Raw genomic sequence first — 13,310 nt, 5'->3', positions numbered from 1 at the left:
AAACTTCTCGAGGAAATTTGAAAGCTACATCGCGAGTTGCCACATAAGTATTCGGAAGCTTAGACCCATGGGTTGCCCTGGACGACCCCGGTCGCTTGTTTTTGCTTTGTCACGATGGCTTGCATCGCTCGAGCAAACGCCGATGGCAAAGACACGGTATCGATTTTTAGCGCTGCAGTCTGATCTCCCCCCTTGTGGGGGAGATGTCACCGGAGGTGACAGAGGGGGGTGGCGCGACAAATCTGGGGGTGTTGGTATCCAGCCCCCTCTGTCGGCCGAGCCGACATCTCCCCCACAAGGGGGAGATCACGCCGGGGCTGACATGGTTCTTGCCTCATACTTCGAATCAACCGCTTGCCTGATAGATTCCGCGGATGCTGCCAAGCCTCTGAAAAATAATCCTATTTCAACCAATCTGCGAGCCGTTCGACGGCTTCCTCGATCTCTCTGTTCGAGCCCGCATAGGAAAACCGCAGCGCCCGAAAACCTTCCAGCGGATCGAAATCCAGGCCGGGGGTGGCGGCGACGTTGATCTCGGCGAGCATCTTGCGCGCAAAGCCCATGCTGTCGTTGGTGAAGCGGCTGACGTCAACATAGGCGTAGAAGGCGCCGTCCATGGGCGAGGCTATGGAAAAGCCGATCTCTGGCAGGCGGCTGGCGAGCAGGTCGCGGTTTCGGGCGTAGCTCGCCTTGTAGACGTCTAGTTCGGCGCCCGCACCCAGTGCTGCGGTGGCTGCGATCTGCGACAGTTCCGGCGCCGAGATGTAGAGGCTTTGGGCGACACGCTCGATCGGCCGCACCAGGCGCTCCGGCAGCACCATCCAGCCAACCCGCCAGCCGGTCATGCAGTAATATTTCGAGAACGAGTTGATGACGATGGCGTCATTGGTGATTTCGAGTGCGCTGGTCTCTTCTCCGACGAATGTCAGACCGTGGTAGATCTCATCAGAAATGAAGGCGATGGCGTTGTCAGCACAGTAAGCGGCCAGCGCCTCCAGCCCTTCCCGGCTGGTGACGGTTCCTGTCGGGTTGGCGGGGCTGGCAAGCAGCACGCCCTTCAGCCGCTTGCCGCTTTCGACCTGTGCCGCCTTGAGGCTCTCGGGCGTCAGCGTAAACGCTGTCTCGGCGCTGACCGGTACCTCGATGACCTGAAGGCCGAGGGCAGACAGGATGTTGCGATAGGCGGGATAGCCGGGCCGTGCGATGGCGACGTAATCGCCGGGATCGAACAGAGCGAGGAAGGCCAGATTGAAGCCGGCCGACGAACCTGTGGTGATGGCGATGCGCGCGGGGTCGATGGAAAGGTCGTGGTGGGACTTGTAGTGGCCGGATATCGCCTGCTTCAGGGCAGCCATGCCGAGCGCGTCGGTATAGCCGATGCGGCCGTGCTCCAGCGCGCTGCGGGCGGCCTCCAGCGCTGCCTTCGGCGTCGGGTGCGATGGCTGGCCGACGGCCATGGAAATGACGGGATGGCCGGCCTGACGACGCCGCGTCGCCTCGGCCAGGACGTCCATGGCGTGAAACGGCTCGACGTCGCTGCGCTTGGATAGGGAAAACAAATTCGGCACCTTCTCGACTGTTTGCGTGGCCAGACAATTGCCGCAAAGCTTGCGTGTTCACAATGGCGCGATTGTGCGGCACTGATGAAATTAGCTGTTTGACCTTTTACCGCAGCATCTTACCTTGCCGCTTTGTGTCAGCAGATGTTAACCACGCGGTGATAGCTGAACCCGAACACCCTGCCCAGTTACCAGATGACGAGGATTTTATGGCCCTGCTTTCGAAAACCCTGATGAGCCTTTCGGCGGTTGCCCTGTTCTCGTCGCTTGCCTTCTCCCAGCCGGCGCTGGCGATGGACGAGGCGCAGAAGAAGGAGATGGGCGACTTCATCAAGGAATACCTCGTCAGCCATCCGGAAGTCATGCTGGATGTGCAGGCGGCGCTCGAAAAGAAGCAGGAAGAGCAGCGCCTCAGCCAGTCGAACAAGGCGATTTCCGATAACAAGGACGAAATCTTCAACAGCAAGTCCGATGTCAACATCGGCAATGACAAGGGCGATGTCACCATCGTCGAGTTCTTCGACTATAATTGCGGCTACTGCCGCCACGCGCTTGCCGACACCGACGCGCTGCTAAAGGCCGACAAGAACATTCGCTATGTCCTCAAGGAATTCCCGATTCTCGGGCCGGATTCGGTGGCAGCCTCGCGCGTTTCCGATGCTTTCCGCCGTCTGGCACCGGCAAAATATGCCGAATTCAGCCATACGCTGCTCTCCAGCGAGGGTCGCGCCACCGAGGACAGCGCCATCGAGGTCGCCGGCACGCTGGGCGTCAAGGAAGATGCGCTGCGCAAGGAGATGGCCGCCAACCCGAACACCGACAGCGTCAAGGCCACATACCAGCTGGCGACGGACCTCGGCGTTACCGGTACGCCGGCCTATGTCATCGGCAACGAGGCTGTCTCCGGCGCCATCGGCCTCGATGCACTGAAGGAAAAGGTCGCCAGCGTGCGGGCCTGCGGCAAGACCAGCTGCTGATCGGCTGGTCTACGTACCCATCCCCCATCATATTGCCGCAATCGCCCCCTGTTAGATGTGGACAAGGGCTGGCTGCCGCAGCAGCGCGTGCGTCCCGTGCCTTGGGGGCTTTCCTCCGGAGGCGCGGGAGTCTATAGGTTGCCCTGGACTTTGACGGAACCGATGATGACGCACACCATTCTTCTCCTCAACGGCCCGGCGCTCCCAGCGTCAGTCGTGCCTGAGCCAGACGCTGGCGACAGCGGGATCCCGATGCTACGGGAAGCGGCTCACGAAGGAAGCGGTGCGCGGCGGCGGCCCGCCTAGCAGACGACAGAGGCGCATCGCGCCAAACCAAATTGACGCAATAACAAGAATGACACAGGGCAAATTCCATGGCTGACAACAAACCGGGTATCGACGAGGCACTGATCCGCAATCTCGCAAACATCCTCAACGAGACCGATCTGACCGAGATCGAGGTCGAACAGGACGATCTGCGCATCCGCGTTTCCCGCGCCGGCACGACGCAGTATGTCCAGGCACCGATGATGACAGCGCCGCAGCAGCAGATGGCAGCACCTGCCGCAGCCGTTGCCACCGCTCCGGCAGCCCCTGCGCGCAACCCCGACAACGTCGTTCTGGCGCCGATGGTCGGTACGGTCTACATGGCGTCCGCTCCCGGCGCCCGCGCCTTCATCGAAGTCGGCGCCATGGTCAAGGAAGGCCAGACGCTGCTGATCATCGAAGCCATGAAGACGATGAACCAGATCCCTGCGCCGAAGTCCGGCAAGGTGACAGAAATCCTCATCGAAGACGGGCGGCCGGTCGAATATGGCGAAGCTCTCGTCATCATCGAGTAGTAGGCCCATGCCCATGATTTCCAAGATCCTCATAGCCAATCGCGGCGAGATCGCCCTTCGCGTGCTGCGCGCCTGCAAGGAGCTCGGCATTCCGTGCGTTGCCGTTCACTCGACGGCCGATGCCGATGCGATGCATGTGCGGCTTGCCGACGAGAGCGTCTGCATCGGCCCCCCGCAGGCCCGCGATAGCTATCTCAACATCCACCAGATCGTTGCTGCCTGCGAGATCACCGGCGCAGATGCCGTGCATCCCGGCTACGGCTTCTTGTCAGAGAACGCCAAGTTCGCCGATATACTCGAGGCCCACGGCATCACCTTCATCGGGCCGACGGCCGAACATATCCGGCTGATGGGCGACAAGATCACCGCCAAGCTGACGGCTGTCGAACTCGGCATTCCGGTCGTTCCCGGCTCCGACGGCGAGGTCAAGACAGAAGCCGACGCCATCAAGACGGCTGCCGAAATCGGCTACCCCGTGCTGATCAAGGCAACGGCCGGCGGTGGCGGACGCGGCATGAAGCTGGCACACTCGCCGGATGATGTGCTCGAGGCCTGGTCGACGGCGCGCTCGGAATCGCTTGCTGCCTTTGGCAACGACGCCGTCTACATGGAAAAATACCTGACGACGCCGCGCCATATCGAAGTTCAGGTGTTCGGCGACGGCGAAGGCAACGCCATCCATCTCGGTGAGCGCGACTGCTCGCTGCAGCGGCGCCATCAGAAGGTCTGGGAAGAAGCCAATTCGCCGGCGCTCAATGTCGAGCAGCGGATGAAGATCGGCCAGATCTGCGCCGATGCCATGAAGAAGCTGAAATATCGCGGCGCCGGCACCATCGAGTTTCTCTATGAAAACGGCGAGTTCTATTTCATCGAAATGAACACCCGCCTGCAGGTCGAGCATCCCGTCACGGAAGCCATCACCGGCATCGATCTCGTGCACGAGCAGATCCGCGTTGCCTCCGGTGGCGGTCTTTCGGTGACGCAGGACGAGGTACATTTCCAGGGCCACGCCATCGAATGCCGGATCAACGCCGAGGACGCGCGCACCTTCGTGCCCTCGCCCGGCACGATCACGCATTTCCATGCGCCCGGCGGTCTTGGCGTGCGCATCGATTCCGGGGTGTATCAGGGCTACAAGATCCCGCCCTACTACGACAGCCTGATCGGCAAGCTGATCGTTCACGGCCGCACCCGTGTCGAATGCATGATGCGGCTTCGTCGTGCACTCGACGAATTCGTCGTCGACGGCATCAAAACCACCCTGCCGCTGTTCCAGGATCTGGTCTCCAACCAGGATATCGCCAATGGCGATTACGATATCCACTGGCTGGAGCACTACCTCGAAAAGCCGGTAGAGTAAGCAATGGCAGGCTCCCGCAGAAGATCGCAAGGGCTTACCCCCGAGATCCTTCTGCGGGCCTATTCCATCGGCCTTTTTCCGATGGCCGAATCGGCAGACGATCCGGAGATTTTCTGGGTCGAGCCTGAGATGCGTGGTATCCTGCCGCTCGATGGGTTCCACGTCTCCAAAAGTCTCGCCAAGACCGTCCGCAAATCCCCCTTCGACATCCGCTTCGATTACGATTTCGACGCCGTCATATCAGCCTGCGGCGAGGCCACGACCGGCCGGCCATCCACCTGGATCAATTCCACAATCCGCAACCTCTACTCCGCCCTCCACCGCGTCGGCCACACCCATTCGGTCGAAGCCTGGGACGGCAACCAGCTCGTCGGCGGCCTGTACGGCGTCTCGCTCGGCTCAGCGTTTTTTGGCGAAAGCATGTTTTCGCGCAGAACGGATGCCTCGAAGATCTGCCTGGTGCATCTCGTGGAGCGCCTGCGGGCCAAGGGGTTTACGCTGCTGGACACCCAGTTCACGACCGAGCATCTCAAGAGCTTCGGCGCCATCGATGTGCCGAAGGACGAGTATGCGGTGCTGTTGAAGGCGGCGATGGAAAGCCGCAATCTGGAATTCTGAGGCGTGAGCAGAATTTGCTGCCCAAGTTAGCGAAGAATCGGGAAGGCAAAGGCAATCGCAAGGCCGGAGAGCGCAATCCCACCCTCCCTCTTCCCTGTGCTCGTCACAGGGATCCAGTAAGCCCAAGTCCTTGGGCGTGTCCTACATCTTTTCTATCTGTGAAAGTCATACTACGTCGCAGACGCGACGTGCCTGGATTCCTGTGACGAGCACAGGAATGAGGGAGGCGGGGCGGCGACCAAGTAAGATGAGTAAACCGCGTTCTTGCTCATTGGGTACTGGATCCAGTGGTGACGTATCCATTGACCCATCAACACCACCCTAATTCGTCTTCGCCGCATCCGGTGGTGGGACGTCGGACTTTTGTTTACACTCTTTCAGCCAGACGTCGTAGATCGGGTGCTCGACGGCGTTGAGGCCGGGGCTGTCTGCGAACATCCAGCCGGTGAAGATGCGGCGGATGCGGCGGTCGAGCGTGATTTCGTCGACCTCGACGAATCCGTCGACCTTTTGCTGCTCGGCATCGTCGCGCGAATAGCAGGCTTTTGGCGTCACCTGAAGGGCACCGAATTGGACGGTTTCGTTCAAGTATACGTCAAATGTGGTGATACGGCCGGTGATCTTGTCGAGGCCTGAAAACACTGCGACAGGATTGGAGATACGGGCGGCTTCGGCCGGGGCGGATACTGCAATGGCGCCAAGGGCAAACATCGCTGCGGTCGCCGCACGCAAAGAAGCGCCTCGCGTGAAAAACGTCATATCCGCCAGTCTCCAGCGTGGTATCGGTCGGCAGAGCTCATGCGACGAGCAGCCGGTTTACAGCGCGTAAACGCCAAATGTGGCCAAAGCGCGGGTTGAACGATCCGATCAGTTGCCGGGCGTCCATGCGTCGTAGTCGCCGGTGACGCGCGGGCGCTCGCCGGCAACGGCAAGCGAGCCCGGCGGACGATAGGCCTGCGGCGTGCCCGTCAGGTTCTGCTTGTGAGCCTTCTGCCATTCCTTGGGGACGTAGGTCTCCTCCGACGGCGGAACGTCTGTGCGATGGTGCATCCAGCCGTGCCAGCCCGGCGGGATAGCCGAGGCCTCGGCATAGCCGTTATAGACGACGTAGCGCTTGCGCAGGCCGTAGGACGACATGCCGCCTTCATAGTAGACGTTGCCGGCTTCATCCTCGCCGACGCGCTTGCCGAAGCGCCAGATCGCCAGCCGGGTGCCGACAGTCGCACCGTTCCACCAGGTGAAGGTCAGCAGCAGGAATTTCATCATTGTCTTTTCCTCGAGGCCCGGCGAACCGGCGCGGGCGGGAGCAGAATTCGATCCAAAGCTTATGCCGCCGGAAGAAAATATTGTCCAGCGATTCCAGCCGATCAGGCTGTCATTTAAGCGCCATCTTGAAGCCGAGATGGCTCGGCTTGAAGCCCAGCCGCTCGTAGAAGCGATGGGCATCCTTGCGGGTCGCGTTGGATGTCAGCTGCACCAGCCTTGCGCCACGACGCTTTGCGTCCGCGATACAGTGGTGGATCATCGCAGCACCGATCCCCTGCCCGCGCATGTCGTCGCGCGTCTGCACCGCCTCGATGATCATTGCCGACCCGCCCCGGCCCGTGAGCGAGGTGGTGAACATGGTCTGGAAGGTGCCGACGACTTCGCCGTTGCGCTCCGCGACATAAAGGGTCTGGTCGGGCGAGGCTGCGATTGTCCGGAAGGCTTCGAGATAAGCGGGGAACGCTTCCGCATCCAGCGTGTCGCCATGGCCGCCGAGCGGGTCGGCCGCAAACAGCGCGATCAGGGCGGGCAGGTCTGCCTCGCGGGCTTCGCGGATGGTCAGGCTGGTCATGGAGTTCTACCTTCGTGGCTGGCCATCTGGTGGCTGGTTCATGGCACCGTCTGCATCGTATTCATCTCGCCGAGACTGCAGCGAGTAACCCCCTCTGTCGGCTACGCCGACATCTCCCCCACAAGGGGGAGATCAGCCGCAACCGCCGGGTCGCCTGACCAAAGGGCAAAGAAACGTCACTGCCTTTGGGACAGGCGATGCATCTCCAGCCAATCTCCCCCCCTTGTGGGGGAGATGTCACGAAGTGACAGAGGGGGGCGAGCTTGCGCCGGATGAAATGATGCCGAGTCAGCCAGCAACGCGATGGAAAGCGGAGAGACATTCTGTCGATCAGTGGTTCGTCAAGGCGCGCTCTAACACCAGTGTCGGCAAGCCGGATTGCTTCGGGCCATCATTCTTGTTCCGACCAACTTCATCGAAGCCGAGGCTCTGGTAGAAGGCGATGGCCGGTGCATTTTCCGGCTCTACCTCGACACGCATCCGATCGGCATCGGGAAAACAGGTCTCGAGCTCTGCGAAGAGATCGCGACCGACACCCTGCCGCTGCGCCGAAGGCCTGACGTAGAGCATGTGCAGCACGGCGACCTTGGCCGTCTCCTCGGACAGGGCCGCGTAACCCATGCCGCCGAGCTCCTTGCCGTCATCGGCGACGACAAACTCGGAATCCTTCTTCTCCAGGCGCGTTTTCAGCGCTGCAGCCGAATGCCACGACGCATGGATCTCCTCGACCTTGGCTGCGCCGTAGAGATTGTCGTAGGTCGCGTGCCAGGTCTCGTTCAGCAGCGCGCGGACTTTGTCGAGGTCGCGGGCGCTGGCGGTGCGCACGAAGTACATGCCTACTCCTCAACGATGCCGAGCTTGGCCTTGACCAAAGCCTGCACGGCCTGCGGGTTCGCCTTGCCGCCGGTCGACTTCATCACCTGGCCGACGAACCAGCCGGCGAGTGTCGGCTTGGCCAGAACTTTGGCGACCTGATCCGGGTTGGCAGCGATGATCTCATCGACCGCCTTTTCGATGGCGCCGGTATCCGTCACCTGGCGCATGCCGCGGCTTTCGACGATCTCGGCCGGATCGCCACCCTCGTTGAGGATGATCTCGAAGACATCCTTGGCAATCTTGCCGGAGATGGCCTCGGACTTGATCAGGTCGAGGATGCCGCCGAGCTGGATTGCGGAAACCGGAGTCTCTTCAATGCTTTTACCGGTTCTGTTCAAGGCGCCTAACAAGTCGTTGATGACCCAGTTTGCGGCCATCTTGCCATCGCGGCCGGCGGCCAGTGCCTCGTAATAATCGGCAATCGCCTTCTCGGAGACCAGCACAGACGCGTCATAGACGGAGAGGCCGAGTTCGCGCACGAAGCGCTCCTTCTTGGCATCCGGCAACTCCGGCAGATCCTTGGCGAGTGCGGCGATGAAGGCATCGTCGAATTCCAGCGGCAAAAGGTCCGGATCGGGGAAATAGCGGTAGTCGTGCGCGTCTTCCTTGGAGCGCATCGAGCGGGTCTCACCCTTGGCGGGATCGAACAGCCGGGTTTCTTGGTCGATGGAGCCGCCATCTTCCAGAATGGCGATCTGGCGGCGGGCTTCGTATTCGATGGCCTGGCCGATGAAGCGGATGGAGTTGACGTTCTTGATCTCGCAGCGCGTGCCGAAATCGCCGCCGGGCTTGCGCACGGAAACGTTCACGTCGGCGCGCATCGAGCCCTCGTCCATGTTGCCGTCGCAGGTACCGAGATAGCGTACGATCGAGCGCAGCTTGGTCATGTAGGCCTTGGCTTCGTCGGACGAGCGCATGTCGGGCTTGGAGACGATCTCCATCAGCGCCACGCCGGAGCGGTTGAGGTCGACATAGGACATGGTGGCGTGCTGGTCGTGCATCGACTTGCCGGCGTCCTGCTCGAGGTGAAGGCGCTCGATTCCGATCTCGATATCCTCGAACTGGCCCTGGCGATCGGGGCCGAGCGAGATGACGATCTGGCCTTCGCCGACGATCGGGTCCTTGAACTGCGAGATCTGGTAGCCCTGCGGCAGGTCGGGATAGAAATAGTTCTTGCGGTCGAACAGCGAGCGCTTGTTGATCTGCGCCTTCAGGCCGAGGCCGGTGCGCACCGCCTGCTTGACGCATTCCTCGTTGATCACGGGGAGCATCCCGGGCATGGCGGCATCGACCAGCGATACGTTGGAATTGGCCGGTTTGCCGAACTCGGTGGAGGCGCCGGAGAACAGCTTGGACTTGGAGAGGACCTGCGCATGCACCTCCATGCCGATGACCACTTCCCAGTCGCCTGTGGCGCCGGGAATGAAGCGTTTCGGATCAGGCGTGCGGACGTCGACAAGGGTCATGGGATGCTCTTCAAAGGCTGGATTTCTTGTCTGTGAGGTAAAGGAAATGGCTTTGGCGTGCAAGGCTTTCGGGCGCTGCAGACGGCAATTGATCGACGCCAGCGCCCCTTGGCCGACCATTGCCTTGCCGGAACGCCGGAGCGCCCAAAATATAGGTGACGCGCACGCGGGAGAATGACGATGGCCGCTTCGACCGACCCCTATGACCTCGACAGGTTTGTCGAGGCGCAGGCTGGCATATACGAACAGGCGCTGGCGGAACTCCTGGCCGGTTCCAAGCGCTCGCACTGGAGGTGGTTCGTCTTTCCGCAGATAGCCGGGCTTGGTGCATCTTCAATGGCGCAGCGATATGCGATCCGCTCCAAGGAGGAAGCCTCGGCTTATATCTCCCACCCGCTGCTCGGGAAACGGTTGACGGCCTGCGTGCAGGCAATGCTCTCTGCCGGAGGTACGTCCGACGGCGGGCGCTCCGCCCACGCCATTCTCGGTTCTCCCGACGATCTGAAATTCCGACCGAGCATGACGCTCTTCGCAGCTGTCAGCGGGCGCGATTCGCTTTTCCAGCGGGCACTCGATCGCTTCTTCGACGGGATCCCCGACGACCGGACGCTGGCCCTCATAGGAAGCTGAGACCTCGACCCCTTTCAGAAGCTGGTGCCGTAAAGGTCGCCGTCCGGCGGAAGCAGCGATTTAGACAGGCCGACGGTCGGCAGATCCCGGTCGAGGGAGGGCGAATAGACGACAGACAGCCAGTGGACGGTATAACCATGCGTCTTGAAGAAGCCGATAGCCTCGGCATTGCCGGAGTGGGTCTGCAGCGCTGCGGTGTCGAAGCCCTGAGCGGCAATATCGCTCTCGATCTGCGCCAGCAGGGCCGAACCCAGTCCCTGCCTGAGTTCGTCAGGGTCGATCCAGAAATCCGTGATGTTCTCGTCCAGCTTTTCACGCGCCGCCCAGCCGCAGGCAACCCCGTGATTTTCGACAACGGTGATCGTCAGCCAGGAGTCGCGGGTAAAATTCGAGAAGGAGTCCCTCGCGCCGTCCATCATGACGTCGCTGTCCCCAATCGCCGCCATGGCCTTCTGCCAGGCGCGAAGCCCGATGTTGGTCAGGATCTCCGTCTCGCCTTCATGGGCATTGCGAATGTGAATCATGAGCACCCCACGCGTTACTGACCCAGTAAAACATTTGATGACAGCTTTTGCCAGATGCTCAGCGAAGCTGGCTAAGAGACAGTCACGGTTTCCGTGGCTGTACACAACCGCTGGTCAGCGAGACCTTATTGAGCGGGAGAGCCTTTGGTGCCGCCAACGAGGCAAGGCCCGGATTGATGACTTTGGTTCCGGGCTTCTACGTCCGCTCAATCAGAACCCAAACCGGCAGGAAGTAAATCGAGATAGCCCAACAGGACGTAAACCAGCGCGAACACGATCACCACCATCAGCAGATAGCATGCAACCTCCAGCGCGACTTTGATCATATCGGTCGGCTTGGACGAGGTCCGTTGGTCGTGATGCCACTTTATGGCGAAGAACATACCCGTTCCCAACGCCAGAACTTTGAACGTAATGAATAATATAGGGACCCAATCCATGGCTTGAATATTTCCTGGCTATTGATCGACGCCCATGCCGATCTCCGAGGAAGTCAGACAGGTCATGGCGCGCGTGTACATGAAGGCACTTTGCCAGGATGCTCGAGGGCGTCCGTAAGCTCCGGCATGTGCGTAGCGCACCATACCGACGGGGTTTCAATTCATCTGTTGCGGACGAATGTCACATCGAGCCCGCGATCTCCGACCGCGAACCCGCATTCAGGCTCCTACCACCACTTGGCAGGCGTGAACTTGCCGGCTGCCTGCTCGATGACATGAGCGGTCTTGAACAGAGTTTCCTCGTCGAACGGCTTGCCGATGAGCTGCAGGCCGAGCGGCAGGCCCTTCGCGTCAAGACCGGCGGGGACGGCGATGCCTGGCAGGCCAGCCATATTGACCGTCACCGTGAAGATGTCGTTGAGGTACATCTTGACAGGATCGGCGGCCAGTTCCTCATCGGCAATGCCGAAGGCGGAGGACGGCGTGGCGGGCGTCAGGATGGCATCGACACCGGCATGGAAGGCAAGTTCGAAGTCGCGCTTGATCAGCGTGCGGACTTTTTGCGCCTGCAGGTAATAGGCATCGTAATAGCCGGCCGACAACACATAGGTGCCGATCATGATGCGGCGCTTGACCTCGGTGCCGAAGCCCGCAGCGCGGGTCTTCTCGTACATGTCGAGGATGTCCTTGCCGTCGACGCGCAAGCCGTAGCGGACGCCGTCATAGCGGGCAAGGTTCGACGAGGCTTCGGCCGGAGCGACGATGTAGTAGGCCGGTAGCGCGTATTTGGTATGCGGCAGCGAGATATCGACGATATCGGCGCCGGCATCCTTCAGCCAGGAAATGCCCTTCTGCCAAAGGGTCTCGATTTCGCCGGGCATACCCTCGACGCGGTATTCGCGCGGAATGCCGATCGTCATGCCCTTCAGCGACTGGCCGAGCGCTGCCTCATAGTCTGGGACGGGAAGATCAACCGATGTGGTGTCCTTGGCGTCGACAGATGCCATCGACTTCAGGAGGATGGCGGCATCGCGCACGTCCCGGGCAATCGGGCCGGCCTGGTCGAGCGACGAGGCGAAGGCGACGATACCCCAGCGCGAGCAGCGGCCGTAGGTCGGCTTTATACCAACGGTACCGGTGAAGGCGGCTGGCTGGCGGATCGAGCCGCCGGTGTCTGTGGCAGTGGCGCCGGCGCAGAGATGCGCCGCAACCGCGGCAGCAGACCCGCCGGAGGAGCCGCCGGGCACGAGCTGCTGGTTGGAGCCCGCAGCGCGCCAGGGGTTGATGACAGGGCCGTAATAGGAGCTTTCGTTCGACGAGCCCATGGCGAATTCGTCCATGTTCAATTTGCCGAGCATGACGGCGCCGTCGTTCCAGAGGTTCTGGATAACGGTCGATTCGTAACGCGACTCGAAGCCGTCGAGGATGTGGCTGCACGCCTGGGTGTGGACGCCTTCCGTGCCGAACAGATCCTTGATGCCGAGCGGAATGCCTTCCAGCGCACCGGCCGAACCGGCGGCGATGCGAGCGTCGGAGGCCTTGGCCATGTCGAGCGCCTTGTCGGGCGTCACCTTGACATAGGCATTCAGCGCGCCATTGGCCGCGTCGATGGCCGCGACGTAGGCGGTCGCAAGCTCGGTCGCGGTGATCTCCTTGCCACGCAGCTTGTCGCGGGCTTCGGCAATGGTCAGGCTGGTCAGTTCGCTCATGATCGGTTCACTTCAGGTCTGGAAAGGCTGCGGTCGGATGGATCGGAACGGCGCGGATGGCCTATTCGACGACCTTCGGAACGAGGAAGAAATTGCGGTCGGTGAGCGGCGCATTGGCGACGACGTCGTCAGCCTTGCTGCCGTCAGTTACGGCGTCTTCGCGCTTCTTCATGGCCATCGGCGTGACCGAGGTCATCGGCTCGATGCCCGTCACATCAACCTCGGAGAGTTGCTCGACAAAGCCGAGGATGCCGTTCAGCTCGCCGACCATTCGGTTGGCTTCATCCTCGGTGACGGCGATACGGGCAAGGCGCGCAACGCGCTTGACGATGGCAAGATCGACGGACATGAAATTCTCCGGCTGGGATGTGTTTCCCACGCTATAAAGGCCATGTCCGTCGGGTGCAACTGCAGTATGTTTCGACAGGGTTATTTCTACAGAGAGAGTCCCTTTGTCTTGGGCGCTAATGTT

At 61.1% G+C, this 13,310-nt stretch carries 15 protein-coding genes; 5 read left to right on the top strand and 10 right to left on the bottom strand.

Going from position 1 to position 13,310, the window contains the following annotated elements; genetic code table 11:
* Nucleotides 1–401: 401 nt before the first annotated feature.
* Nucleotides 402–1,559, bottom strand: coding sequence for a pyridoxal phosphate-dependent aminotransferase (locus J5274_RS11255; protein WP_142828928.1), 1,158 nt, complete (start codon nucleotides 1,557–1,559; stop codon nucleotides 402–404).
* A gap of 209 nt (nucleotides 1,560–1,768) precedes the next feature.
* Here J5274_RS11255 and J5274_RS11250 point away from each other — a divergent pair, with 209 nt between their 5' ends.
* The 4 genes from J5274_RS11250 to aat all read left to right on the top strand — a co-directional run bounded on the left by J5274_RS11250 (nucleotide 1,769) and on the right by aat (nucleotide 5,356).
* Nucleotides 1,769–2,536: a DsbA family protein gene (locus J5274_RS11250; RefSeq protein WP_142828930.1), complete on the top strand. Its 768-nt coding sequence runs from the start codon at nucleotides 1,769–1,771 to the stop codon at nucleotides 2,534–2,536.
* A 374-nt stretch (nucleotides 2,537–2,910) separates the two neighbouring features.
* Nucleotides 2,911–3,378: an acetyl-CoA carboxylase biotin carboxyl carrier protein gene (gene accB, locus J5274_RS11245; protein WP_142828932.1), complete on the top strand. Its 468-nt coding sequence runs from the start codon at nucleotides 2,911–2,913 to the stop codon at nucleotides 3,376–3,378.
* Nucleotides 3,379–3,385: 7 nt separating this feature from the next.
* Nucleotides 3,386–4,738, top strand: a complete 1,353-nt coding sequence (accC, locus tag J5274_RS11240; RefSeq protein ID WP_202617106.1) for an acetyl-CoA carboxylase biotin carboxylase subunit — start codon at nucleotides 3,386–3,388, stop codon at nucleotides 4,736–4,738.
* A 3-nt stretch (nucleotides 4,739–4,741) separates the two neighbouring features.
* Entirely contained in the window at nucleotides 4,742–5,356 is a 615-nt protein-coding gene (aat, locus tag J5274_RS11235) for a leucyl/phenylalanyl-tRNA--protein transferase (RefSeq protein ID WP_143123317.1), read from the top strand.
* A 321-nt stretch (nucleotides 5,357–5,677) separates the two neighbouring features.
* On the opposite strand, the gene J5274_RS11230 is transcribed toward aat, so the two are convergent.
* From J5274_RS11230 to gatB, 5 genes are all read right to left on the bottom strand, one after another.
* The gene (locus J5274_RS11230; RefSeq protein WP_142828979.1) at nucleotides 5,678–6,115 is read right to left on the bottom strand and encodes a DUF2155 domain-containing protein; all 438 of its coding nucleotides are present in this window, start codon (nucleotides 6,113–6,115) and stop codon (nucleotides 5,678–5,680) included.
* Nucleotides 6,116–6,223: 108 nt separating this feature from the next.
* On the bottom strand, nucleotides 6,224–6,622 hold the full coding sequence (locus tag J5274_RS11225; protein WP_142828981.1) for an NADH:ubiquinone oxidoreductase subunit NDUFA12: 399 nt from the start codon (nucleotides 6,620–6,622) through the stop codon (nucleotides 6,224–6,226).
* A gap of 109 nt (nucleotides 6,623–6,731) precedes the next feature.
* A complete protein-coding gene (locus J5274_RS11220; RefSeq protein WP_142828983.1) occupies nucleotides 6,732–7,193 on the bottom strand; it encodes a GNAT family N-acetyltransferase in 462 nt (153 codons plus the stop codon).
* A gap of 330 nt (nucleotides 7,194–7,523) precedes the next feature.
* A complete protein-coding gene (locus J5274_RS11215; RefSeq protein ID WP_142828985.1) occupies nucleotides 7,524–8,027 on the bottom strand; it encodes a GNAT family N-acetyltransferase in 504 nt (167 codons plus the stop codon).
* 2 nt (nucleotides 8,028–8,029) lie between these two features.
* A complete protein-coding gene (gatB, locus tag J5274_RS11210; RefSeq protein ID WP_142828987.1) occupies nucleotides 8,030–9,535 on the bottom strand; it encodes an Asp-tRNA(Asn)/Glu-tRNA(Gln) amidotransferase subunit GatB in 1,506 nt (501 codons plus the stop codon).
* Between the two features lie 180 nt (nucleotides 9,536–9,715).
* Between gatB and J5274_RS11205 the strand changes: the two genes are divergently transcribed.
* Nucleotides 9,716–10,165, top strand: coding sequence for a DUF1810 domain-containing protein (locus J5274_RS11205; RefSeq protein WP_219274593.1), 450 nt, complete (start codon nucleotides 9,716–9,718; stop codon nucleotides 10,163–10,165).
* Between the two features lie 14 nt (nucleotides 10,166–10,179).
* Here J5274_RS11205 and J5274_RS11200 read toward each other — a convergent pair whose 3' ends face one another.
* The 4 genes from J5274_RS11200 to gatC form a co-directional block, all read right to left on the bottom strand.
* A complete protein-coding gene (locus J5274_RS11200) occupies nucleotides 10,180–10,689 on the bottom strand; it encodes an N-acetyltransferase (RefSeq protein ID WP_142828989.1) in 510 nt (169 codons plus the stop codon).
* A gap of 206 nt (nucleotides 10,690–10,895) precedes the next feature.
* Nucleotides 10,896–11,129, bottom strand: coding sequence for a hypothetical protein (locus J5274_RS11195; RefSeq protein WP_142828990.1), 234 nt, complete (start codon nucleotides 11,127–11,129; stop codon nucleotides 10,896–10,898).
* 227 nt (nucleotides 11,130–11,356) lie between these two features.
* Complete coding sequence (gatA, locus tag J5274_RS11190) at nucleotides 11,357–12,838, bottom strand: Asp-tRNA(Asn)/Glu-tRNA(Gln) amidotransferase subunit GatA (protein ID WP_219274592.1); 1,482 nt, start codon at nucleotides 12,836–12,838, stop codon at nucleotides 11,357–11,359.
* A 61-nt stretch (nucleotides 12,839–12,899) separates the two neighbouring features.
* The gene (gene gatC / locus J5274_RS11185) at nucleotides 12,900–13,187 is read right to left on the bottom strand and encodes an Asp-tRNA(Asn)/Glu-tRNA(Gln) amidotransferase subunit GatC (protein ID WP_142828993.1); all 288 of its coding nucleotides are present in this window, start codon (nucleotides 13,185–13,187) and stop codon (nucleotides 12,900–12,902) included.
* Nucleotides 13,188–13,310: the final 123 nt, after the last annotated feature.

It is taken from the genome of Rhizobium sp. L51/94 (assembly GCF_019355555.1).
Lineage (GTDB): Bacteria > Pseudomonadota > Alphaproteobacteria > Rhizobiales > Rhizobiaceae > Rhizobium > Rhizobium rhododendri.
The sequence above is the reverse complement of the archived record's forward strand: the minus strand, read 5'-3'. Positions and strand labels throughout refer to the sequence as shown.

What these genes read in the sequence shown, in the direction of transcription:
- J5274_RS11220 (WP_142828983.1), bottom strand. Translation starts at nt 7,193, where the DNA reads ATGACCAGCCTGACCATCCGCGAAGCCCGCGAGGCAGACCTGCCCGCC.
- accB (WP_142828932.1), top strand. Translation starts at nt 2,911, where the DNA reads ATGGCTGACAACAAACCGGGTATCGACGAGGCACTGATCCGCAATCTC.
- J5274_RS11205 (WP_219274593.1), top strand. Translation starts at nt 9,716, where the DNA reads ATGGCCGCTTCGACCGACCCCTATGACCTCGACAGGTTTGTCGAGGCG.
- J5274_RS11250 (WP_142828930.1), top strand. Translation starts at nt 1,769, where the DNA reads ATGGCCCTGCTTTCGAAAACCCTGATGAGCCTTTCGGCGGTTGCCCTG.
- J5274_RS11195 (WP_142828990.1), bottom strand. Translation starts at nt 11,129, where the DNA reads ATGGATTGGGTCCCTATATTATTCATTACGTTCAAAGTTCTGGCGTTG.
- aat (WP_143123317.1), top strand. Translation starts at nt 4,742, where the DNA reads ATGGCAGGCTCCCGCAGAAGATCGCAAGGGCTTACCCCCGAGATCCTT.
- J5274_RS11200 (WP_142828989.1), bottom strand. Translation starts at nt 10,689, where the DNA reads ATGATTCACATTCGCAATGCCCATGAAGGCGAGACGGAGATCCTGACC.
- J5274_RS11230 (WP_142828979.1), bottom strand. Translation starts at nt 6,115, where the DNA reads ATGACGTTTTTCACGCGAGGCGCTTCTTTGCGTGCGGCGACCGCAGCG.
- accC (WP_202617106.1), top strand. Translation starts at nt 3,386, where the DNA reads ATGCCCATGATTTCCAAGATCCTCATAGCCAATCGCGGCGAGATCGCC.
- J5274_RS11215 (WP_142828985.1), bottom strand. Translation starts at nt 8,027, where the DNA reads ATGTACTTCGTGCGCACCGCCAGCGCCCGCGACCTCGACAAAGTCCGC.
- gatC (WP_142828993.1), bottom strand. Translation starts at nt 13,187, where the DNA reads ATGTCCGTCGATCTTGCCATCGTCAAGCGCGTTGCGCGCCTTGCCCGT.
- gatA (WP_219274592.1), bottom strand. Translation starts at nt 12,838, where the DNA reads ATGAGCGAACTGACCAGCCTGACCATTGCCGAAGCCCGCGACAAGCTG.
- gatB (WP_142828987.1), bottom strand. Translation starts at nt 9,535, where the DNA reads ATGACCCTTGTCGACGTCCGCACGCCTGATCCGAAACGCTTCATTCCC.
- J5274_RS11225 (WP_142828981.1), bottom strand. Translation starts at nt 6,622, where the DNA reads ATGATGAAATTCCTGCTGCTGACCTTCACCTGGTGGAACGGTGCGACT.